The sequence below is a fragment of the Pseudomonas sp. TZ252 genome (assembly GCF_056110345.1).
In genome coordinates, this window is sequence record NZ_CM148566.1 from 1,530,163 (window position 1) to 1,549,913 (window position 19,751).

At 66.5% G+C, this 19,751-nt stretch carries 18 protein-coding genes; 10 read left to right on the plus strand and 8 right to left on the minus strand.

The window, feature by feature from the left end; all coding sequences use genetic code 11:
* Window positions 1-128: 128 nt before the first annotated feature.
* The 4 genes from dapB to grpE form a co-directional block, all read right to left on the minus strand.
* Entirely contained in the window at window positions 129-935 is an 807-nt protein-coding gene (dapB, locus tag ACYAF3_RS07095; RefSeq protein WP_003095210.1) for a 4-hydroxy-tetrahydrodipicolinate reductase, read from the minus strand.
* Window positions 936-991: 56 nt separating this feature from the next.
* Window positions 992-2,125, minus strand: coding sequence for a molecular chaperone DnaJ (gene dnaJ, locus ACYAF3_RS07100; RefSeq protein ID WP_003095211.1), 1,134 nt, complete (start codon window positions 2,123-2,125; stop codon window positions 992-994).
* 115 nt (window positions 2,126-2,240) lie between these two features.
* Window positions 2,241-4,154, minus strand: coding sequence for a molecular chaperone DnaK (dnaK, locus tag ACYAF3_RS07105; RefSeq protein WP_003095212.1), 1,914 nt, complete (start codon window positions 4,152-4,154; stop codon window positions 2,241-2,243).
* A gap of 89 nt (window positions 4,155-4,243) precedes the next feature.
* The gene (gene grpE, locus ACYAF3_RS07110) at window positions 4,244-4,804 is read right to left on the minus strand and encodes a nucleotide exchange factor GrpE (RefSeq protein ID WP_003095213.1); all 561 of its coding nucleotides are present in this window, start codon (window positions 4,802-4,804) and stop codon (window positions 4,244-4,246) included.
* Window positions 4,805-4,971: 167 nt separating this feature from the next.
* Between grpE and recN the strand changes: the two genes are divergently transcribed.
* On the plus strand, window positions 4,972-6,648 hold the full coding sequence (gene recN, locus ACYAF3_RS07115; RefSeq protein ID WP_003100507.1) for a DNA repair protein RecN: 1,677 nt from the start codon (window positions 4,972-4,974) through the stop codon (window positions 6,646-6,648).
* Window positions 6,649-6,717: 69 nt separating this feature from the next.
* On the opposite strand, the gene fur is transcribed toward recN, so the two are convergent.
* Window positions 6,718-7,122 (minus strand): ferric iron uptake transcriptional regulator, encoded by a 405-nt coding sequence (fur, locus tag ACYAF3_RS07120; RefSeq protein WP_003095216.1) that lies wholly within the window; start codon window positions 7,120-7,122, stop codon window positions 6,718-6,720.
* 97 nt (window positions 7,123-7,219) lie between these two features.
* On the opposite strand from fur, the gene ACYAF3_RS07125 reads away from it, so the two are divergent.
* Window positions 7,220-7,750 carry an outer membrane protein assembly factor BamE gene (locus tag ACYAF3_RS07125; RefSeq protein ID WP_003113904.1) on the plus strand — a complete coding sequence of 177 codons (531 nt, stop codon included), beginning with the start codon at window positions 7,220-7,222 and terminating at the stop codon, window positions 7,748-7,750.
* A gap of 67 nt (window positions 7,751-7,817) precedes the next feature.
* Here ACYAF3_RS07125 and ACYAF3_RS07130 read toward each other — a convergent pair whose 3' ends face one another.
* Together ACYAF3_RS07130 and ACYAF3_RS07135 are read right to left on the minus strand one after the other, a co-directional pair.
* Window positions 7,818-8,123: an RnfH family protein gene (locus ACYAF3_RS07130; protein ID WP_003457175.1), complete on the minus strand. Its 306-nt coding sequence runs from the start codon at window positions 8,121-8,123 to the stop codon at window positions 7,818-7,820.
* A complete protein-coding gene (locus ACYAF3_RS07135) occupies window positions 8,116-8,550 on the minus strand; it encodes a type II toxin-antitoxin system RatA family toxin (protein WP_003100497.1) in 435 nt (144 codons plus the stop codon). Before ACYAF3_RS07135 ends, ACYAF3_RS07130 begins: the two co-directional genes overlap by 8 nt.
* A 275-nt stretch (window positions 8,551-8,825) precedes the next feature.
* Between ACYAF3_RS07135 and smpB the strand changes: the two genes are divergently transcribed.
* Window positions 8,826-9,305 (plus strand): SsrA-binding protein SmpB, encoded by a 480-nt coding sequence (smpB, locus tag ACYAF3_RS07140; protein ID WP_003100496.1) that lies wholly within the window; start codon window positions 8,826-8,828, stop codon window positions 9,303-9,305.
* Between the two features lie 22 nt (window positions 9,306-9,327).
* Here the strand turns inward: smpB and ACYAF3_RS07145 are convergent, their stop codons facing one another.
* Window positions 9,328-10,101 carry an FCD domain-containing protein gene (locus tag ACYAF3_RS07145; protein ID WP_003095221.1) on the minus strand — a complete coding sequence of 258 codons (774 nt, stop codon included), beginning with the start codon at window positions 10,099-10,101 and terminating at the stop codon, window positions 9,328-9,330.
* A gap of 328 nt (window positions 10,102-10,429) precedes the next feature.
* Between ACYAF3_RS07145 and ACYAF3_RS07150 the strand changes: the two genes are divergently transcribed.
* The 7 genes from ACYAF3_RS07150 to pmrA all read left to right on the plus strand — a co-directional run bounded on the left by ACYAF3_RS07150 (window position 10,430) and on the right by pmrA (window position 19,745).
* Complete coding sequence (locus ACYAF3_RS07150; protein WP_003100495.1) at window positions 10,430-12,112, plus strand: lactate permease LctP family transporter; 1,683 nt, start codon at window positions 10,430-10,432, stop codon at window positions 12,110-12,112.
* A 126-nt stretch (window positions 12,113-12,238) separates the two neighbouring features.
* Window positions 12,239-13,384, plus strand: a complete 1,146-nt coding sequence (gene lldD, locus ACYAF3_RS07155) for an FMN-dependent L-lactate dehydrogenase LldD (RefSeq protein ID WP_003100494.1) — start codon at window positions 12,239-12,241, stop codon at window positions 13,382-13,384.
* 66 nt (window positions 13,385-13,450) lie between these two features.
* Complete coding sequence (locus ACYAF3_RS07160; protein WP_003123510.1) at window positions 13,451-16,267, plus strand: FAD-binding and (Fe-S)-binding domain-containing protein; 2,817 nt, start codon at window positions 13,451-13,453, stop codon at window positions 16,265-16,267.
* A 327-nt stretch (window positions 16,268-16,594) separates the two neighbouring features.
* Window positions 16,595-17,077 (plus strand): adenosylmethionine decarboxylase, encoded by a 483-nt coding sequence (speD, locus tag ACYAF3_RS07165; protein ID WP_003095236.1) that lies wholly within the window; start codon window positions 16,595-16,597, stop codon window positions 17,075-17,077.
* On the plus strand, window positions 17,077-18,204 hold the full coding sequence (locus tag ACYAF3_RS07170) for a fused MFS/spermidine synthase (RefSeq protein WP_003457185.1): 1,128 nt from the start codon (window positions 17,077-17,079) through the stop codon (window positions 18,202-18,204). Before speD ends, ACYAF3_RS07170 begins: the two co-directional genes overlap by 1 nt.
* Window positions 18,205-18,206: 2 nt before the next feature.
* The gene (locus tag ACYAF3_RS07175) at window positions 18,207-19,067 is read left to right on the plus strand and encodes a hypothetical protein (protein WP_014603335.1); all 861 of its coding nucleotides are present in this window, start codon (window positions 18,207-18,209) and stop codon (window positions 19,065-19,067) included.
* Between the two features lie 12 nt (window positions 19,068-19,079).
* Window positions 19,080-19,745, plus strand: coding sequence for a two-component system response regulator PrmA (gene pmrA / locus ACYAF3_RS07180; RefSeq protein WP_003095244.1), 666 nt, complete (start codon window positions 19,080-19,082; stop codon window positions 19,743-19,745).
* The last annotated feature ends 6 nt before the right edge of the window (window positions 19,746-19,751 follow it).

A 19,751-nucleotide genomic window follows, 5' to 3' on the forward strand; every position in this document is an offset into this window, starting at 1 on the left:
TGACACCGTGAAGAGTCATCCCGCTTTTTTTCGATTCATGCTGCGCTGCTTTTAGTGGACACACTAAAGCTGTAGTTTACAGAATCGCGACATTCCGGTCCACCAATAAGACGACGTGCGGCAGCGCCTCAGCGTAGGCCGAGCACATCCTGCATGTCGTACAGGCCGTTCTCCTTGCCCTCCAGCCACAGCGCCGCACGCACCGCGCCACGGGCGAAGGTCATGCGACTGGAAGCCTTGTGGGTGATCTCCACGCGCTCGCCCTCGGCGGCGAACAGCACGGTGTGGTCGCCCACCACGTCACCGGCGCGCACGGTGGCGAAGCCGATGGTTTCCCGCGCCCGCGCGCCGGTCTGCCCCTCGCGTCCGTAGACCGCCACTTCCTGAAGGTCCCGGCCGAGCGCCTGGGCTACCACCTCGCCCATGCGCAAGGCGGTGCCGGACGGTGCATCGACCTTGTGCCGGTGATGGGCCTCGATGATCTCGATATCCACTTCGTCGCCCAGCACCCGTGCCGCGGTATCCAGAAGCTTCAGGCAAAGGTTCACGCCGACGCTGAAGTTGGCAGCGAAGACGATCGGGATATCCTTCGCCGCCTCGGCCAGCAGCAGCTTCTCGTCGGCGCTGAAGCCGGTGGTGCCGATGACCATCGCCCGGCGCGCCTTGCGGCACTGCTCGATGTTCTTCAGGGTTACGGAGGGATGGGTGAAGTCGATCAGGACGTCGAACTCCTCGCAGACCTTGCCCAGGTCCCCGGACAGCGGCACGCCGATCCGGCCGAGACCGGCCAGCTCGCCGGCGTCCGCCCCCACCAGGGTGCTATCCGGACGATCCACCGCCGCCGTCAGCCCGGCGGCACCGCCGGTCTGCTGAACGGCCTCGATCAGGTTCTTGCCCATGCGCCCGGCGGCGCCCACTACGGCTATACGTCGCATAAAACCACTCCACGCGGAACCCGGACGCGGCTGTCAGGCCGCGCCCATGGCTTTGTTTATAGGTCGTCGAAGAAACGCTTCATGCCTTCGAACCAGCCACTGGCCTTGGGCGAATGCGAGGTGTCGCTCTGCAACGACTTGCGGAACTCCTCGAGCAGCTCGCGCTGGCGCTTGTCCAGGTTCACCGGGGTTTCCACCACCACCTTGCACATCAGGTCGCCGGCGCCGCCGCCGCGCACCGGGGCCACGCCCTTGCCGCGCAGGCGGAACAGCTTGCCGGTCTGGGTGCTTTCCGGAATCTTCAGCTTGACCCGGCCATCCAGGGTCGGCACTTCCAGCTCGCCACCCAGCGCAGCGTCGGCGAAACTGATCGGCACTTCGCAGTACAGATGCTTGCCGTCGCGCTGGAAGATCGGGTGCTCGCGCACATTGACCACCACGTACAGGTCGCCCGCCGGACCACCCATGCTGCCGGCCTCGCCTTCGCCGGTGAGGCGGATGCGGTCGCCGGTGTCGACGCCGGCCGGCACCTTCACCGACAGGGTCTTCTGCTCTTCCACGCGCCCCTGGCCATGGCAGGAGCCACAGGGATCGGAAATCATCTTGCCGGTGCCGTGGCAGCGCGGGCAGGTCTGCTGGACCGAGAAGAAGCCCTGCTGCATGCGCACCTGGCCGATACCGCCGCAAGTGGTGCAGGTGACCGGTGTGGTGCCGGGCTTGGCGCCGCTGCCGTTGCAGGTCTTGCAACCGACCAGGGTCGGCACGCGGATGGTGACGGTGGTGCCACGTACCGCCTCCTCCAGGTCGAGGTCCAGGGTGTAGCGCAGGTCCGCGCCGCGCTGCGCGCCGCCGCGCGAGCCACCGCGGGCACCGCCGCCACCGAAGAAATCGCTGAACACATCGCCGAAGATGTCGGAGAAGCTCGCCCCGCCGAAACCGGCGCCAGCGCCCCCACCCATATTCGGATCGACGCCGGCATGGCCGTACTGGTCGTAGGCCGCCCGCTTGCTGGCATCGGAGAGGACCTCGTAGGCCTCGTTGGCCTCCTTGAACTTGTCCTCGGCTTCCTTGTCGCCAGGATTGCGGTCCGGGTGGTATTTCATCGCCAGGCGGCGGTAGGCCTTCTTCAGGTCCGCCTCGCTGGCGCCACGCTCAACCCCCAGAACCTCGTAAAAGTCTCGTTTCGCCATAACCTTTCCGTCTCAATTAAGGACCCTCCAGACACGCCAACGCGGGAGCAGGCTCCCGCGTGGCGGATCATGCGTACCGGCCTGGCCGGCACGCGGGGCAGAAGCAAGCCGGGGCTTACTTGTTGTCCTTGACCTCTTCGAACTCGGCGTCCACCACGTCGTCAGCGGCTTTCGCCTGCTCGCCCTGGGGAGCGTCTTCGCCCTGCTGGGCCTGTTCGGCGTACATCTTCTGCGCCAGCGGGGTGGAAGCCTGGGACAGAGCGTTCATCTTGGCCTCGATCTCGGCCTTGTCGTCGCCCTTCACCGCCGCTTCCAGCTCGCCCAGCGCCTTCTCGATGGTCGCCTTGTCCTCGGCGGTGGCCTTGTCGCCCGCCTCGGTGATCATCTTGCGGGTCGCGTGGACCAGCGCGTCGCCCTGGTTGCGAGCGGCAGCCAGTTCCTCGAACTTGCGGTCCTCCTCGGCGTTCGCCTCGGCATCGCGGACCATCTGCTGGATCTCATCCTCGGACAGGCCGGAGGATGCCTTGATCACGATGGACTGCTGCTTGCCGGTGGCCTTGTCCTTCGCCGAGACGTGCAGGATGCCGTTGGCATCGATATCGAAGGTCACCTCGATCTGCGGCACGCCGCGCGGAGCCGGCGGAATGTCGGCCAGGTCGAACTTGCCCAGCGACTTGTTCTGCGCGGCCTGCTTGCGCTCGCCCTGCAGCACGTGGATGGTCACCGCGCCCTGGTTGTCGTCGGCGGTGGAGAACACCTGCGACTTCTTGGTCGGGATGGTGGTGTTCTTCTCGATCAGACCGGTCATCACACCGCCCAGGGTCTCGATGCCGAGGGTCAGCGGGGTCACGTCGAGCAGCAGCACGTCCTTCACGTCGCCGGCCAGGACCGCGCCCTGGATGGCGGCACCGACAGCCACGGCTTCGTCCGGGTTGACGTCCTTGCGCGCTTCCTTGCCGAAGAACTCGGCAACGGTCTTCTGTACCAGCGGCATGCGGGTCTGGCCGCCGACCAGGATCACTTCATGGATATCGGAAACATCCAGGCCGGCATCCTTCAGCGCGGTGCGGCACGGCTCGATGGTGCGCTGCACCAGGTCTTCGACCAGGGACTCCAGCTTGGCGCGGGAAACCTTGACGTTCAGGTGCTTCGGACCGCTCGCGTCGGCAGTCACATACGGCAGGTTGACGTCGGTCTGCTGGGTCGAGGACAGCTCGATCTTGGCTTTCTCGGCCGCTTCCTTCAGACGCTGCATGGCCAGCGGGTCGCCCTTCAGGTTGATGCCGCTTTCCTTCTTGAACTCGTCGACGAGGTAGTCGATCAGGCGGATGTCGAAGTCTTCGCCGCCGAGGAAGGTGTCGCCGTTGGTGGCCAGCACTTCGAACTGGTGCTCGCCGTCGACTTCGGCGATCTCGATCACCGACACGTCGAAGGTACCGCCGCCCAGGTCATAGACGATCACGGTGTGGTCGCCCTTGGCCTTGTCCAGGCCATAGGCCAGCGCCGCCGCGGTCGGCTCGTTGATGATCCGCTTGACGTCGAGGCCGGCGATGCGGCCGGCGTCCTTGGTGGCCTGGCGCTGGCTGTCGTTGAAGTAGGCCGGAACGGTGATCACCGCTTCGGTGACCGGCTCGCCGAGGTAGTCTTCGGCGGTCTTCTTCATTTTCTTCAGCACTTCGGCGGAAATCTGCGGAGGCGCCATCTTCTGGCCCTTCACTTCCACCCAGGCGTCGCCGTTGTCGGCCTTGACGATGCTGTACGGCACCATCTGGATGTCTTTCTGAACCACGTTCTCTTCGAAGCGACGGCCGATCAGGCGCTTCACCGCATACAGGGTGTTCTGCGGGTTGGTGACCGCCTGGCGCTTGGCCGGCTGGCCCACCAGGGTTTCGCCATCGTTGGTGTAGGCGATGATCGAGGGGGTGGTACGCGCGCCCTCGGCGTTCTCGATGACCTTGACGTTACCGTTCTCCAGGATAGCCACGCAGGAGTTGGTGGTACCCAGGTCGATGCCAATGATTTTGCCCATATTCACTCTCCAGAAACTTTGATTCCGTGCGACCCGCCCGTGGGTCTCGTGCTCGGTTGACTACCCAGATGGGGTCGTCGCGTCGAATTTCAAGCCTGCTCGTCGATGGAAGGCGGGGTTTCCGCCGGCGCCTTGCTGACCACCACCATCGCCGGACGCAGCAGGCGGCCGTTGAGCAGGTAGCCTTTCTGGAACACCTTGAGGACACTGCCCGGCTCGGCCGAAGCGCTTTCCTGCATGGCCATCGCCTGGTGCTGCTCGGGGTTGAAAGGCTCGCCTTCCGGGTTCAGCGCCTCCACCTGGTAGCGGCGCAGGGTGTCGTCGAACATCTTCAGGGTCAGTTCCATCCCTTCGCGCATCGGCTTGATCGCCTCGTCGTTGGGATCGGACATCTCCAGGCCGCGCTCGAGGGTGTCGACCACCGCCAGCAGGTCGCCGGCGAATTTCTCCAGCGCGAACTTGTGCGCCTTCTCGACATCCTGCTCCGCACGCCGGCGTACGTTCTGCAGATCCGCGACCATGCGCAGCGCCTGGTCCTGGGCGGCAGCCAGCTGCTCCTCCAGCTCCTGCACGCGGGCGGTCAGGTCCTCGGCGGCGCCGGTGGGCTGCTCGGGGGTCTGTTGATCCAGGGTCTGCTGTTCGTCAGCCATGCCACTCTCCTTCAAAAATAAGCTGGCAAATACAAGGCGAACGCATAAGTTCGCAACGTTGCCGGCTATATGGGGACGGCTTTCCACGGTTCAAGGGGCGAGCGGCAATTGCCAGCCGGAAAAAATACTGTATAAATAACCAGACAAAACCCACGGAGCCGCCCGCCATGCTGGTTCACCTGTCCGTTCACAACTACGCCATCGTCGAGCACCTGGATCTCGAACTCGCTACCGGCATGAGCGTGATCACCGGCGAAACCGGTGCGGGCAAGTCGATCATGCTCGACGCCCTCGGCCTTACCCTCGGCGACCGCGCCGACAGCGGCGCGGTCCGTCCCGGAGCGGACAAGGCCGACATTCTCGCCAGCTTCGACGTCAGCGCCATCGCCGAGGCCCGCGACTGGCTCGCCGAGCGCGACCTGGAACAGGACGGTCCGTGCATCCTGCGCCGGGTGATCACTGCCGAAGGTCGCTCGCGTGCCTACATCAACGGCACGCCTTGCCCGCTGGGCGACCTGAAGAGCCTGGGCGAACTGCTGATCGACATCCATAGCCAGCACGAGCACCAGTCGCTGCTGAAGAGCGAGACCCACCGGCGCCTGCTCGACGAGTACGCCGGCTGCCAGGAGCTGGCGCGCCAGGTGCAGCTCGCCGCGCAACGCTGGAAGCAGACCAGCCAGGAACTCGAACGCCTGTCGCGTAGCGGCGACGAACAGCGCGCCCGCCACCAGTTGCTCAGCTACCAGCTGGAAGAACTGGAAAACCTGTCCCTCGGCGAAAACGAACTGGAAAGCCTGGAGCAGGAGCAGAAGACCCTGAGCAACGCCGAAAGCCTGCTCGCCGCCTGCCGCCAAGTCGTGGAAATGTGCAGCGAGAGCGATGCCGGCAACGTCCTTTCCGCGCTCAATGCCAGCCTCAACCGCCTGACCTCGTTCAGCGGCCAGCCCGCCGCTCTCGGCGAAGCGGTCAATCTGTTGTCCAGCGCGCAGATCCAGGTCGAGGAGGCGATCGGCGAACTGAACCGCTTCGTCGACCACTTCGATGCCGATCCCAATCGCCAGCAGCAGGTCGAGGAGCGCCTGGACGTCATTTACTCCCTGGCGCGCAAGCACCGGGTCCAGCCCGCCGAACTGGCCGACCTGCAGCAGCGCCTGTTCGACGAACTGGAGGCGCTGAACGCCGACGACGAAGCGGTCGGACGCCTGGGCGACGAGCTGGCCGCCTACGCCCGGCATTACCAGGAAAAAGCCGAAGAACTGAGCCGCCTGCGCCAGGCCGCGGCCGCACCTCTTGCCGCCAGCGTGGAGCAGGAGATGCAGCGCCTGGGCATGCCCGGGGGGCGCTTCGCCATCGTCCTGCATCCCGGCGACAGCGCCGAGCCGCAGGCCAACGGACTGGAAAGCGTGGAGTTCCTGGTCAGCGCCAACCCCGGGCAGCCGCTGAAAGGGCTGGCCAAGGTCGCCTCGGGCGGCGAACTGTCGCGGATCAGCCTGGCGATCCAGGTGATCACGGCACAGACCTCGCGCATCCCCACCCTGGTCTTCGACGAAGTCGACGTCGGCATCGGCGGCCCCACCGCCGAAGTGGTCGGACAGTTGCTGCGCCGCCTCGGCGAACGCGGCCAGGTCCTCACCGTGACCCACTTGCCGCAGGTCGCCGCCCAGGGCCACCAGCACCTGTTCGTGCACAAGGAACGCGGCAGCAGCGAAACCCGTACGGCGGTCGCCACCCTGAACAAGGCCCAGCGGATCGAGGAGATCGCCCGCATGCTCGGCGGCGTCGACCTGACCAAGGAATCCCTGGCCCACGCGAAGAAACTGGTCAACCTGGCCGCCCAGAACTGAACGTTCCTTCAATGGAAAATGAAAACGGCGACCCCAGGGTCGCCGTTTTCGCATGGAACCGTTGCGCGACTACTTCTTCTTGCGCACGTAGAGCACCAGATTGTGATCGACCAGCTCGAAGCCGCGCTCGCGGACGATTTCCTTCTGGCGCTTCTCGATTTCCGCATCCATGAACTCGATCACCTCGCCGGTATCGACGCAGACCATGTGGTCGTGGTGGCCGCTATCGGCGAGCTCGAACACGGCATGGCCGCCATCGAAGTTGTGACGCACCACCAGGCCGGCGGCCTCGAACTGGGTCAGCACCCGATAGACGGTTGCCAGGCCCACGTCCTCGCCTGCTTCCATCAGCGCCTTGTACACGTCTTCGGCGCTCATGTGGCGTTGCTCGGCCGAGTCGAGCATCTGCAGGATCTTGACCCGCGGCAGGGTCACTTTAAGGCCGGCTTTTCGAAGTTCGCTATTTTCAACCATGTCTGCTTTCTCAGCGCGGGATGTTTCGCAGTATCCCGGAATACGGGTATGATCGGGCTTTTATTTGCCCAGCCAAGATAGTGGAAGTCGCTCACCGATGCAAAACGCCAAGCTCATGCTGACCTGTCTCGCTTTCGCGGGGCTTGCCGCACTCGCCGGTTGCTCGTTTCCTGGCGTCTATAAAATCGACATCCAGCAAGGCAACGTCGTAACGCAGGACATGATAGACCAGTTGCGTCCCGGAATGACCCGACGCCAAGTGCGGTTTATCATGGGCAACCCGCTCATCGTCGATACCTTCCACGCCAATCGTTGGGACTACCTCTACAGCATCCAGCCGGGCGGCGGTCGTCGCCAGCAGGAGCGCGTCAGCCTGTTCTTCAACGACAGCGACCAGCTGGCCGGCCTGAACGGCGACTTCATGCCCGGCGTCAGCCGCGACGAAGCGATCCTCGGCAAGGAAGGCAGCACCACCGTCACCCAGCCGGCCGACCAGCAGAAACCGGAAGCGCAGAAAGAAGAGCCGCCGAAACCGGGCTCCACCCTGGAACAGCTCCAGCGCGAAGTGGACGAAGCCCAGCCGGTACCGGTCCCGACCCCCGAACCTCTGGACCCCAGCCCGCAATGACGGCTGGCGTTCCACGAAAAAGCCCGGCATTCGCCGGGCTTTTTCATTTCCGCAGGAAACCCCGCGGCTAACCGCCTTCGCGCTCGCTCCGGGCACGTGCGGCACGCTGCTTGCGCACCTCCTTGGGATCGGCGATCAGCGGACGGTAGATCTCCACCCGCTCGCCAGCCTCCAGCATCCGCTCCTCCGGGCGTGCCAGGAGCTTGCCGAAGATACCCAGCGGACAACCTTGCACATCCAGCCCTGGAAACGCCTCGGCGATGCCGGAGAGCAGCACGGCCTCGCGTGCGCTGGTACCTGCCGGCACGCTCAGGCGCAGTAACGCCTGTCGCTCCGGCAGCGCGTAGACCACCTCGACGGCGATCTCAGCCATAGAGTTGCTTGGCGCGCTGGCAGAACGCGTCGACCATGGTGTTGGCGGCCTGGGTGAACAGCGGCCCGAGGGTCGCCTTGACCAGCGGCCCGGCGTAATCGAAGGTCAGGTCGAGGGTGATCTTGCAGGCCTTCTCGCCCAGCGCCTTGAACTGCCAGACGCCATGCAGTTCGGTGAACGGTCCGTTTTCCAGGTTCATCTCGATGGAAGCTCCCGGCACCAACACGTTGCGGGTGGTGAAGCGCTGGCTGAGGCTACCCTTGGCCACGGTCAGCTCGGCGCGCATCAGGCTTTCGCTCTCCTCCAGGACCTGGCTGGCCGAACACCAGGGCAGGAACTCCGGATAGCGCTTCACGTCGTTCACCAGATCGAACAGCGCGCGGGCGGGATAAGGCAACAGCGCCGAACGCTGGATATGGGTGCTCATAGAACTCTCACTTCTGCTGTCGAGCGGGCGACTCCCCAAGCATAGCCGGCGGGACGGCGGCATCCGCCACGGCGGCGCGCTGCGCCCGTCGACCGGGGCCAGGGTTCGGCAGAAAAAACGCTCAGCGCAGCCTGACGCCACTTGAAGACTTTTCTTACAAAACCTTGGCCAGCGGCCAGGAAAAGAGTGGGCATTGTCCGAAATTCGCCTCTATCCCTCAAGCGCGACGCCGCCCCATAGCGGTGAAGCCGGCGACTCCCTATAATGCGCCGCCTATGGCTAAGCAGAAGAAACACCCTTCGGGGACCATCGCGCAGAACAAGAAGGCTCTGCACGACTATTTCATCGAACAACGCTTCGAGGCGGGCGTCGCCCTGGCGGGCTGGGAAGTGAAAAGCCTGCGCGCCGGCAAGGCCCAGCTGGTCGACAGCTACGTGCTGCTCAAGGATGGCGAGGCCTGGCTGCTCGGCAGCCACATCACGCCCCTGACCACCGCCAGCACGCACGTGATCGCCGACCCGGTGCGCACGCGCAAGCTGCTGCTGCACAAGCGCGAACTGGGCAAGCTGTTCGGCGCCGTGCAACAGAAGGGCTACGCCTGCGTCGCCCTGTCGATGTACTGGAAGAAGCACCTGGTCAAGTGCGAGATCGCCCTGGCCAAGGGCAAGAAGGACTTCGACAAGCGCCACACCGAGAAGGAGCGCGACTCCGATCGGGAGATCCAGCGCGCCATGCGCCACGGCAAGGACGACTGAGCGCGTCCCTGCCCGCGCCTCGCTAGTCTTCCTGCACGCTGCGCCGGCGCTGCGAGCGCTTCATCCTGCGCGCCTCTTCCTGGACCTCCGCCAGGACCTCCTGCACATAGTGGATGTGCTGGTTGGACACCTCCCGGGCCAGCTCCGCCTGACCGCTGATGATCGCGTCGTATAGGCGCTGGTGCTGCTCCATCAGTTGCGCGCGGGTTTCCGTGCGCTGCGCGTACATCCCGCCGATATTGGTCACCACGTTGCGCCGCAGCAAGTCGAACAGGCCCTTGATGGTGTGCAGCAGCACGGTGTTGTGGCTGGCCTCGGCGATCGCCAGGTGGAAGCGCGCGTCGGCGGCGCCCTCTTCCGCGCTGACCTGGTCGTTGCGCGCATAGCAGGCCTGGAGCGCCTCGAAGGCCTCGGTCAGGCGCTGGTGATCGAGGGAGGTCGCACGCAGCGCCGCGTAGTAGGCACAGGACCCTTCCAGCGTGTGGCGAAACTCCAGCAGGTCGCGCTGGGCCTCCGGGTTACCCTCCAGCAGGTGCAGCAGCGGATCGCTGAAAGTCGCGCCCAGCGATTCGGTCACATAGTTGCCGCCACCCTGGCGGCTGACCAGCAGCCCCTTCGCCACCAGTTTCTGGATCGCCTCGCGCAGCGACGGCCGGGAAACCCCGAACTGCTCGGCAAGCACGCGCTCGGCGGGCAGCCGCTCGCCGGACTTCAGCGTGCCCTCCAGGATCATCGCCTCCAGTTGCGCAACGATGTCATCCGACAGACGGCGCTGCCTGACCTGACCAAATTCCATATCCCGACACCCTTACCCGAAGTTTCGTCGCAAAGCCTCTGCCATGCGCCCAGCGCGAAAAAGAGAGGAAGCGTACCGAGCCGCTCCCCGCACCACAAGCGAGGCGCCACGAGCCCCGCACGAGCATCCTTAGACAAAAGTCGTAGACGGGCAAATTGACACGCCGAACGCTCGACTCTTAACCTGAGCGCTCGCTTTTGTAAATTGGTCTTACCAATTATGCGAGCTTTGCCAGGTTCGGCTGCCCAGCGCCCTTGCACACACAGGTCTTGGCGCGTGTCCGATCTGGTCACAGGCAAACCCAACAACAATTAGGGAGCCAACCCCCATGCAAGCCTGGCAACAACTCTATACCCCCCTGGGCAGTCTCGGCCTGTCGGCCGCCGCGGCCGTCATCCCGATCGTGTTCTTCTTCCTCGCCCTGGCGGTATTCCGCCTCAAGGGCCACATCGCCGGCAGCATCACCCTGGCGCTGGCCATCGCGGTGGCCATCTTCGCCTTCCACATGCCCGCCGACATGGCCTTCGCCGCCGCCGGCTACGGCTTCCTCTACGGTCTCTGGCCGATCGCCTGGATCATCGTCGCCGCGGTCTTCCTCTACAAACTGACGGTGAAGAGCGGCCAGTTCGAGGTGATCCGCAGCTCGGTGCTGTCGATTACCGGCGACCAGCGCCTGCAGGTACTGCTGATCGGCTTCTCCTTCGGGGCCTTCCTCGAAGGCGCCGCCGGTTTCGGCGCGCCGGTGGCGATCACCGCCGCCCTGCTCGTCGGCCTCGGCTTCAATCCGCTCTACGCCGCCGGCCTGTGCCTGATCGCCAACACTGCGCCGGTGGCCTTCGGCGCACTGGGCATCCCGATCATCGTCGCCGGCCAGGTGACCGGCATCGACGCCTTCAAGATCGGCGCCATGACCGGCCGCCAACTGCCGTTCCTGTCGATCCTGGTACCGTTCTGGCTGGTGTTCATGATGGACGGCTGGCGCGGCATCCGCGAAACCTGGCCGGCCGCCATCGTCGCCGGCGGCAGCTTCGCCATCACTCAGTACCTGACGTCCAACTTCATCGGCCCGGAGTTGCCGGACATCACCTCGGCGCTGGTCAGCCTGGTCTCCCTGACCCTGTTCCTCAAGGTCTGGCAGCCGCAGGGCGCCAGCGAAGCGCTCGCCGCCAGCGGCGGCGCGGCCGTGGCCGGTGGCGGCTACGGCGGGCAACGCAGCGTCGAACCGTCCGCCTACAGCTTCGGCGAGATCCTCAAGGCCTGGTCGCCGTTCCTGGTGCTCACCGTACTGGTGACCATCTGGACCCTGAAACCTTTCAAGGCCCTGTTCGCCCCGGGCGGCGAGCTCTACTGGCTGGTGTTCAACTTCGCCATCCCGCACCTCGACCAACTGGTGGTCAAGGGCGCGCCGATCGCCACCAGCGCCACGCCGATCGCCGCGGTATTCAAGTTCGACCCGATCTCCGCCACCGGCACGGCGATCTTCCTCTCGGCGCTGGTATCGATGTTCATCCTGCGCATCGGAGCGAAAATTGGTATTACCACTTTCAAGGAAGTCTTGGTGGAGCTGAAGTGGCCGATCCTGTCCATCGGCATGGTCCTGGCCTTCGCCTTCGTCACCAACTACTCGGGCATGTCCACCACCCTGGCCCTGGTCCTGGCCGGTACCGGCGCGGCGTTCCCGTTCTTCTCGCCGTTCCTCGGCTGGCTGGGGGTATTCCTGACCGGTTCGGATACATCCTCCAACGCCCTGTTCAGCTCCCTGCAGTCGACCACCGCGCACCAGATCGGAGTCAGCGACACCCTGCTGGTGGCCGCCAATACCAGCGGCGGCGTGACCGGCAAGATGATCTCCCCGCAATCCATCGCCGTGGCCTGCGCCGCGACCGGGATGGTCGGCAAGGAATCCGACCTGTTCCGCTTCACCCTGAAGCACAGCCTGATCTTCGCCGCGCTGGTCGGACTGATCACCCTGGCCCAGGCATACCTATTCACCGGCATGCTGGTGCACTGACCGCGCCCTGATCGGCCGCGCGTCGGCGATACTGCGCAGGAAATGGCCCGGCTCCCTCGGCCATTTCCGCCGTGTCCCGCTCCACTGCGCTCGATGCGAAACCTTTCGACACAACGGAAGAGCCCAATGATCATTTCCGCTTCCACCGACTACCGCGCCGCCGCCCAACGCAAGCTGCCGCCGTTCCTCTTCCACTACATCGACGGCGGCGCCTACGCCGAATACACCTTGCGTCGCAACGTCGAAGACCTGTCGGCCATCGCCCTGCGTCAGCGGGTGCTGAAGAACATGTCCGAGCTGAGCCTGGAAACCCGCCTGTTCGACGAGACCCTGGCGATGCCGGTGGCGCTCGCCCCGGTCGGTCTCACCGGCATGTACGCCCGCCGCGGCGAGGTCCAGGCGGCGCGCGCGGCGGCGGCGAAGGGCGTGCCCTTCACCCTGTCGACGGTATCGGTGTGCCCGATCGAGGAGGTCGCCCCGGCCATCGACCGGCCGATGTGGTTCCAGCTCTACGTGCTGAAGGACCGCGGCTTCATGCGCAACGCCCTGGAGCGGGCCAAGGCCGCCGGCGTCACCACCCTGGTGTTCACCGTCGACATGCCGGTCCCCGGCGCCCGCTACCGCGACGCCCATTCCGGCATGAGCGGCCCCTACGCCGCGCCGCGCCGCATCCTGCAAGCCATGACCCACCCGGCCTGGGCCTGGGACGTCGGCCTGCTGGGCAAGCCCCACGACCTCGGCAACATTTCCGCCTACCGCGGCAACCCGACCGGACTGGAGGACTACATCGGCTGGCTGGGCGCCAACTTCGACCCGTCGATTTCCTGGAAGGACCTGGAGTGGATCCGCGAGTTCTGGGACGGCCCGATGGTGATCAAGGGCATCCTCGACCCCGAGGATGCCAGGGATGCGGTGAAGTTCGGCGCCGACGGCATCGTCGTCTCCAACCACGGCGGCCGCCAGCTCGACGGCGTGCTGTCCAGCGCCCGCGCGCTGCCGGCGATAGCCGATGCGGTGAAGGGCGAACTGGCGATCCTTGCCGACTCCGGCATCCGCACCGGTCTCGACGTGGTGCGGATGATCGCCCTCGGCGCCGACAGCGTGCTGCTCGGCCGCGCCTTCGTCTACGCCCTGGCCGCCGCCGGCGAGGCCGGGGTGCGCAACCTGCTCGAACTGATCGAAAAGGAAATGCGCGTGGCCATGGTCCTCACCGGGGCCAAGTCGATCGGCGAGATCAGCGCCGACTCGCTGGTCCGCGAACTGGGCGCCTGAGACGCCCACCAGAAAAGCCTGAAAACGCCCGGGGCGTGACCGTCGTCCCAGGGCCGAGGAAAGCCGATGAGCCTGCCGATTCCCTTTCTCGAGACCGTCGAGCGGCTGATACCGCGCGAACGCCGCTTCGACGACCCGCTGTCGACCCTGGCCTTCGGCACCGACGCCAGTTTCTACCGGTTGATTCCCAAGCTGGTGCTGCGCGTCGAAAGCGAGGACGAGGTCGCCGCGATCCTATCCGCCGCCTACCGCGAGCAGGTCCCGGTGACCTTCCGCGCCGCCGGCACCAGCCTCTCCGGCCAGGCCATCAGCGACTCGGTGCTGCTCGTCCTCGGCGACAACTGGAACGGCCGGGAAATCCGCGCCGACGGCGCGCAGATCCGCCTGCAGCCGGGTGTCATCGGCGCCCAGGCGAACGCCTGGCTAGCGCCGTTCGGCCGCAAGATCGGTCCCGACCCGGCCTCGATCAACGCCTGCAAGATCGGCGGCATCGTCGCCAACAACGCCAGCGGCATGTGCTGCGGCACCGCGCAGAACAGCTACCACACCCTCGCCGGCCTGCGCCTGCTGCTGGCCGACGGCACCCGTCTGGACAGCGAGGACCCGGCCAGCGTCGCGGCCTTCCGCGCCAGCCACGGCGAGCTGCTGGAACGGCTCGCCGAACTCGGCCGCGAGACCCGCGCCAACGCCGAACTGGCCGCGAAGATCCGCCACAAGTACCGGCTGAAGAACACCACCGGCCTGTCGCTGAACGCGCTGGTCGACTACGACGAGCCGCTGGACATCCTCACCCACCTGATGGTCGGCTCCGAGGGCACCCTCGGCTTCATCAGCGCGGTGACCTACGACACCGTCCCGGAACACCCGCACAAGGCCTCGGCGCTGCTGGTTTTCCCCACGGTGGAAACCTGCTGCACGGCGGTCGCGGTGCTCAAGCGCCAGCCGGTCTCGGCGGTGGAACTGCTCGATCGGCGCAGCCTGCGCTCGGTGGAGAACATGCAGGGCATGCCGGAATGGGTGAAGAGTCTTTCCGCCGGTGCCTGCGCCCTGCTCATCGAGTCCCGCGCGGCGAGCCGCACGCTGCTGCACGAACAGCTCGGGCGGATCATGGCCTCCATCGCCGAATATCCGCTGGAGAAGCAGGTCGACTTCAGCGAAGACCCGGCGGTCTACAACCAGCTCTGGCGCATCCGCAAGGACACCTTCCCGGCTGTCGGCGCGGTGCGCGAGACCGGCACCACGGTGATCATCGAGGACGTCACCTTCCCCGTCGAACGACTGGCCGAGGGAGTCAACCGCCTGATCGAGCTGTTCGACAAGCACCGCTACGATGAGGCGATCCTCTTCGGCCACGCGCTGGAGGGCAACCTGCACTTCGTCTTCACCCAGGGCTTCGACTCGCCCGAGCAGATCGCCCGCTACTCGGCGTTCATGGACGACGTGGCGCACCTGGTGGCGGTGGAGTACGGCGGCTCGCTGAAGGCCGAGCATGGCACCGGGCGCAACATGGCGCCGTTCGTCGAGCTGGAGTGGGGCGAGGACGCCTATCGCTTGATGTGGCAGCTCAAGCGCCTGCTCGACCCGCGCGGCATCCTCAACCCGGGTGTGGTCCTCAGCGACGACCCGCAGAGCCACCTGAAGAACCTCAAGCCGCTGCCGGCTGCCGACGAGATCGTCGACAAGTGCATCGAGTGCGGTTTCTGCGAACCAGTCTGCCCGTCGCGCGGACTGACCCTCACGCCACGCCAGCGCATCGTCCTGTGGCGCGACATCCAGGCGAAGAAGCGCGCCGGCGTCGACACCACGGCGCTGGAGCGCGACTACCGCTACCAGGGCATCGACACCTGCGCCGCCACCGGCCTATGCGCCCAGCGCTGTCCTGTGAACATCAACACCGGCGAGCTGATCCGCAAGCTGCGCGGCGCCGACGCCCGCCACGCCGAAGGCGCCACCTGGCTGGCGCGCAACTTTGCCGGCGCCATGCGTGCTGCGCGCTTCGCCCTGCTCGCTGCCGACGGCGCCCGGCGCCTGCTTGGCGCGCCCCTGCTGGCCAGGGCCAGCCGCGGCCTCAGCCAGGCCAGCGGCGGCCGCGTGCCGCAATGGACGCCGGCGCTGCCGCAGCCGGTACGCCTGGCGCCGCCGACCGCCCCGCTCGACGACGAGCGGCCGAGGGTGGTCTATCTCGCCGCCTGCGTCTCGCGTGCCATGGGCCCGGCCTTCGGCGACGAAGAGCGCGAGCCGCTGCTGGACAAGACCCGCCGTCTACTGGAAAAGGCCGGCTACCAGGTGGTGTTCCCGGATAACCTGGACAACCTCTGCTGCGGCCAGCCGTTCGCGTCCAAGGGGTATGCGAAGCAGGCCGACGACAAGCGCGACGAGCTGCTCGCCGCCCTGCTCCAGGCCAGCCGCGGCGGCCTCGACCCGATCTACTGCGACACCAGTCCCTGCACCCTGCGCCTGGTCCAGGGTCTGGACGATCCGCGGCTGCAGATCCACGACCCGGTGAAATTCATCCGCAGTCACCTGCTCGATCGCCTGGAGTTCATCCCGCAGGACAAACCGGTAGCGGTGCACGTCACCTGCAGCACCCAGCACCTCGGCGAGAGCCAGGCGCTGATCGACCTGGTCGGCCGCTGCACCCGCAAGGTGGTGATCCCGGAAGGCATCCACTGCTGCGGCTTCGCCGGCGACAAGGGCTTCACCACGCCGGAACTGAACGCTCACTCCCTGCGCAGCCTGAAGGATGCCGTGCAGTTCTGCGAGGAAGGCGTATCCACCAGCCGTACCTGCGAGATCGGCCTCAGCGAGCACGGCGGGATCGACTACCGCGGGGTGGTCTACCTGGTGGACCGGGTGACGCAGGCGAAGGGCGCGCCTCGGTAGGGCGAATAACCACTCGCGGTTATCCGCCGGGCCATGCTCCGCAGAAGCAGCGGATAGCGCCGCTGGCGCTATTCGCCCTACCTCACGACTCCCACCGGTAGGGCGAATAACCGCTCGCGGTTATCCGCCGGGCCATGCTCCGCAAAAGCGGCGGATAGCGCCGCTGGCGCTGTTCGCCCTACGTCAGGCGAAATGGCTGCTCCGGCGTCGTCGGCCCGCGCCGGGTCGGGCAAAAAATCCGTCGTTAAGCACCTCTTAAGTCAGCCGCGCCTATCGTGCCTTCCACCGCGAGGACATCCCTCGCCGAAACGGAAGCAGGAGGCCTTCATGGCAATTCAACCGTTGCGACTCGATCCGATCACCGTGCTCGGCAAGCAACTGGTCATCGAGCTGTTCGACTGCGTCGACCAGCGCTTCGACGATATCCAGTGGATCGAGGAAAGCATGCTCGAGGCCGCCCGCCAGGCCAACGCCACCATCATCACCTCGGCGTTCCACAAGTTCAGCCCGATCGGCATCTCCGGCGTGGTGGTGATCGCCGAATCGCACCTGGCGATCCATACCTGGCCGGAGTACGGCTATGCCGCGGTCGACGTGTTCACCTGCGGCGACGTGCTCGATGGCGCCCAGGCCGTGCGCGTGCTCAGCGAACGCCTGGGCAGCCGTCGGCACCTGATCTCGAGCATGGACCGCGGCCTCGGCGGCCATCGCCTGGGGCTGCTCAGCCGCAGCCTGGCCGGCAATGGCCCGGTCGACGAAGACAGCCCGACCCTGCGCTGGGCGCTGGGCCAGGGCACGGGGGTGGCCTGATGGATACGCCGATCGAACGCGCCCCGCTGGCTCCCGACCTGAGCCAGACCCGTTACGCCGTCGACCTCACCGGCCTGGTGCCGGCGGAGGTCGCCGCCGGGCTGCCGCCGCTGCCGCCGAACCACTTCTATTTCTATCCGCCGGACCCGCTGCTGGAAGGCGACGGCGCGATCACCGCGATCGAGGACAGCGACCCCTTCGACCAGTACGTCTACCGCCTGCGCCGGGTGCTCTACCAGGGCCGCACGCGCTGGCAGAACGTGCTGATCGCCGACACCTACAACTACGACCGCGTGCTGATGCTCGACGGCGCGATCCAGAGCGCCGAGAGCGATGAGTCGCTGTACCACGAGCTGCTGGTGCAGCCGGCCATGCTCGCCCACGACGAGCCGCGCGACGTACTGATCATCGGCGGCGGCGAAGGCGCCACCCTGCGCGAGGTGCTGTCCCATGCCAGCGTGCGGCGGGCGGTGATGGTCGATCTCGACCGGGAGTTGGTGGAACTGTGTCGCGAACACCTGTTCCAGTGGCACCAGGGCGCCTTCGACGACCCACGCTGCGAACTGCTCGCCGAGGACGGCCGGGCCTATCTCGAGCGCGACCCGTCGCTCTATGACGTGGTCATCATCGACGTCGTCGACATGCTCGACAACGGCCCGGCCCAGGCTCTCTATACCCGCCAGTTCTACGAGCTGCTGCATTCGCGCCTGCGACCGGGCGGGGTGGTCGCGGTGCAGGGGCTGGAGTTCTCCCACAGCGACGACAAGCCCCACGCGGCCCTCGCCCGCACCCTGCGCAGTGTCTTCTCCCAGGTCCACAGCTACCGCGCCACGGTGCCCTCGTTCCTCTCCTCCTGGGGCTTCCTGCTGGCTTCCGACTGGCTCGACACGAACCACTGGCAGGCCGAGGACATCGACCGACGCATCGAACGCAAGCTCGGCCCGCTGTGGCTCGACCACCTCGACGGCGACTACCTCAAGGCCTGCTTCGTGATGGACCGGGAAACCCGCTTCCTGCTCGCCCAACCGGGACCGGTACTGGAAGACGGCGTACCCTTCGTCGCACCGCCGGATATCGAGGAGATCGAGTTCGGCCCGGCACAATTGCCGGCCCTGGCGAGGACCTGAAGATGTCCGCCGCTCCCCTGGCCAGCGTACCGCTGGCCGTCAACGGCGCGCCCTGCCTGCTGCACCGGGTACGCTTCCGCTCCGCCGCGGACGGCGGCGGCCTGCCGCTACTGGCCACCCTGCGCGATCCGCAGCCGGCGCTGGCCGTCCTGGCGCAACGCATCGAGCTGAGCGAAGACGCGGAACTGCCGGAGACCGCCGTCGACGACGAGCTGCTGGTGATCTTCGCCAACGCCGGGCTACAGACCGGGCACGCCTGGCGCCAGCGCCTGGAAGCCTGGATGGCCGCCGGCGAGGACGAGCGCCAGCCGACCCTGGAAGCGCCCTCGTTCGGCGAGCGGGTGCTGTGGCGCCCCGGCCGCGCGCTGGTCATCGGCAACCCCGAGCGCTGCCGGGAGCTGCTCGAAGGCCTGGCCGTCTTCGCCTGGCACGAAGGTCACCTGCGCCGCCTGGAAGGCGAGACCGCGGCGGCCTGGGAACCGGCCCAGGCCGATGTCGAACTGACCCAGCTACCGCGCCGTGCCGCCCTGCGGCGCCAGGAACATGTGAACCGGCAGGTGCGACGCACTACACTCTGGCGCATGGCCTATGCCCGCCTGGAGTCGCACCTGGAGAAGCCGCCGCTGCAACTGAACGGCGCTGTGCGCCGGCTCTACAACGAACTGGCCATGCAGGCCGAAGTGCACGATCGCCTGGCGACCCTGGACGACCGCATCGAAGTGCTGCAGGACCTCTACGAACTGGCCGCCGACCGCCTCGGCGAATACCGCTACTTCCGGGGCGAACTGTGGGTCGAATGGCTGATCGTCGCCATCCTCCTGCTGGAGGCCGGCCTGAGCCTGTGGGAATTGTGGAATCACTGAAACGAGGCTGCCATGAGAATACTGCTGGCCGAGGACGACCTGCTGCTCGGCGACGGCATCCGCGCCGGGCTGCGCCTGGAAGGCGATACCGTGGAATGGGTGACCGACGGCGTGGCCGCGGAGAACGCGCTGGTCACCGACGAGTTCGACCTGCTGGTGCTCGACATCGGACTGCCGCGCCGCAGCGGCCTGGACATCCTGCGTAACCTGCGCCACCAGGGCCGGCTCACCCCGGTGCTGCTGCTCACCGCGCGGGACAAGGTGGCCGACCGGGTCGCCGGGCTCGACAGCGGTGCCGACGACTACCTGACCAAGCCCTTCGATCTCGACGAACTGCAGGCACGGGTGCGCGCCCTGACCCGCCGCACCACCGGTCGCGCCCTGCCGCAACTGGTGCACGGCGAGCTGCGCCTGGACCCGGCGACCCACCAAGTGACCCTGTCCGGGCAGGCGGTGGAACTGGCGCCGCGCGAATACGCACTGCTGCGCCTGCTGCTGGAGAACAGCGGCAAGGTGCTCTCGCGCAACCAACTGGAGCAGAGCCTCTACGGCTGGAGCGGCGACGTCGAGAGCAACGCCATCGAAGTCCACGTCCACCACCTGCGGCGCAAGCTCGGCAACCAGTTGATCCGCACCGTCCGCGGCATCGGCTACGGCATCGACCAGCCGGCGCCCTGAAAACCG

Excerpts from the sequence above, each read along its gene's own strand:
- lldD (WP_003100494.1), top strand. The coding sequence starts at position 12,239 with ATGATCATTTCCGCTTCCACCGACTACCGCGCCGCCGCCCAACGCAAG.
- recN (WP_003100507.1), top strand. The coding sequence starts at position 4,972 with ATGCTGGTTCACCTGTCCGTTCACAACTACGCCATCGTCGAGCACCTG.
- speD (WP_003095236.1), top strand. The coding sequence starts at position 16,595 with ATGGCAATTCAACCGTTGCGACTCGATCCGATCACCGTGCTCGGCAAG.
- ACYAF3_RS07160 (WP_003123510.1), top strand. The coding sequence starts at position 13,451 with ATGAGCCTGCCGATTCCCTTTCTCGAGACCGTCGAGCGGCTGATACCG.
- ACYAF3_RS07125 (WP_003113904.1), top strand. The coding sequence starts at position 7,220 with ATGCAAAACGCCAAGCTCATGCTGACCTGTCTCGCTTTCGCGGGGCTT.
- ACYAF3_RS07175 (WP_014603335.1), top strand. The coding sequence starts at position 18,207 with ATGTCCGCCGCTCCCCTGGCCAGCGTACCGCTGGCCGTCAACGGCGCG.
- ACYAF3_RS07150 (WP_003100495.1), top strand. The coding sequence starts at position 10,430 with ATGCAAGCCTGGCAACAACTCTATACCCCCCTGGGCAGTCTCGGCCTG.
- dnaJ (WP_003095211.1), bottom strand. The coding sequence starts at position 2,125 with ATGGCGAAACGAGACTTTTACGAGGTTCTGGGGGTTGAGCGTGGCGCC.
- grpE (WP_003095213.1), bottom strand. The coding sequence starts at position 4,804 with ATGGCTGACGAACAGCAGACCCTGGATCAACAGACCCCCGAGCAGCCC.
- dnaK (WP_003095212.1), bottom strand. The coding sequence starts at position 4,154 with ATGGGCAAAATCATTGGCATCGACCTGGGTACCACCAACTCCTGCGTG.
- fur (WP_003095216.1), bottom strand. The coding sequence starts at position 7,122 with ATGGTTGAAAATAGCGAACTTCGAAAAGCCGGCCTTAAAGTGACCCTG.
- dapB (WP_003095210.1), bottom strand. The coding sequence starts at position 935 with ATGCGACGTATAGCCGTAGTGGGCGCCGCCGGGCGCATGGGCAAGAAC.
- ACYAF3_RS07170 (WP_003457185.1), top strand. The coding sequence starts at position 17,077 with ATGGATACGCCGATCGAACGCGCCCCGCTGGCTCCCGACCTGAGCCAG.
- ACYAF3_RS07135 (WP_003100497.1), bottom strand. The coding sequence starts at position 8,550 with ATGAGCACCCATATCCAGCGTTCGGCGCTGTTGCCTTATCCCGCCCGC.
- ACYAF3_RS07130 (WP_003457175.1), bottom strand. The coding sequence starts at position 8,123 with ATGGCTGAGATCGCCGTCGAGGTGGTCTACGCGCTGCCGGAGCGACAG.
- pmrA (WP_003095244.1), top strand. The coding sequence starts at position 19,080 with ATGAGAATACTGCTGGCCGAGGACGACCTGCTGCTCGGCGACGGCATC.
- smpB (WP_003100496.1), top strand. The coding sequence starts at position 8,826 with ATGGCTAAGCAGAAGAAACACCCTTCGGGGACCATCGCGCAGAACAAG.
- ACYAF3_RS07145 (WP_003095221.1), bottom strand. The coding sequence starts at position 10,101 with ATGGAATTTGGTCAGGTCAGGCAGCGCCGTCTGTCGGATGACATCGTT.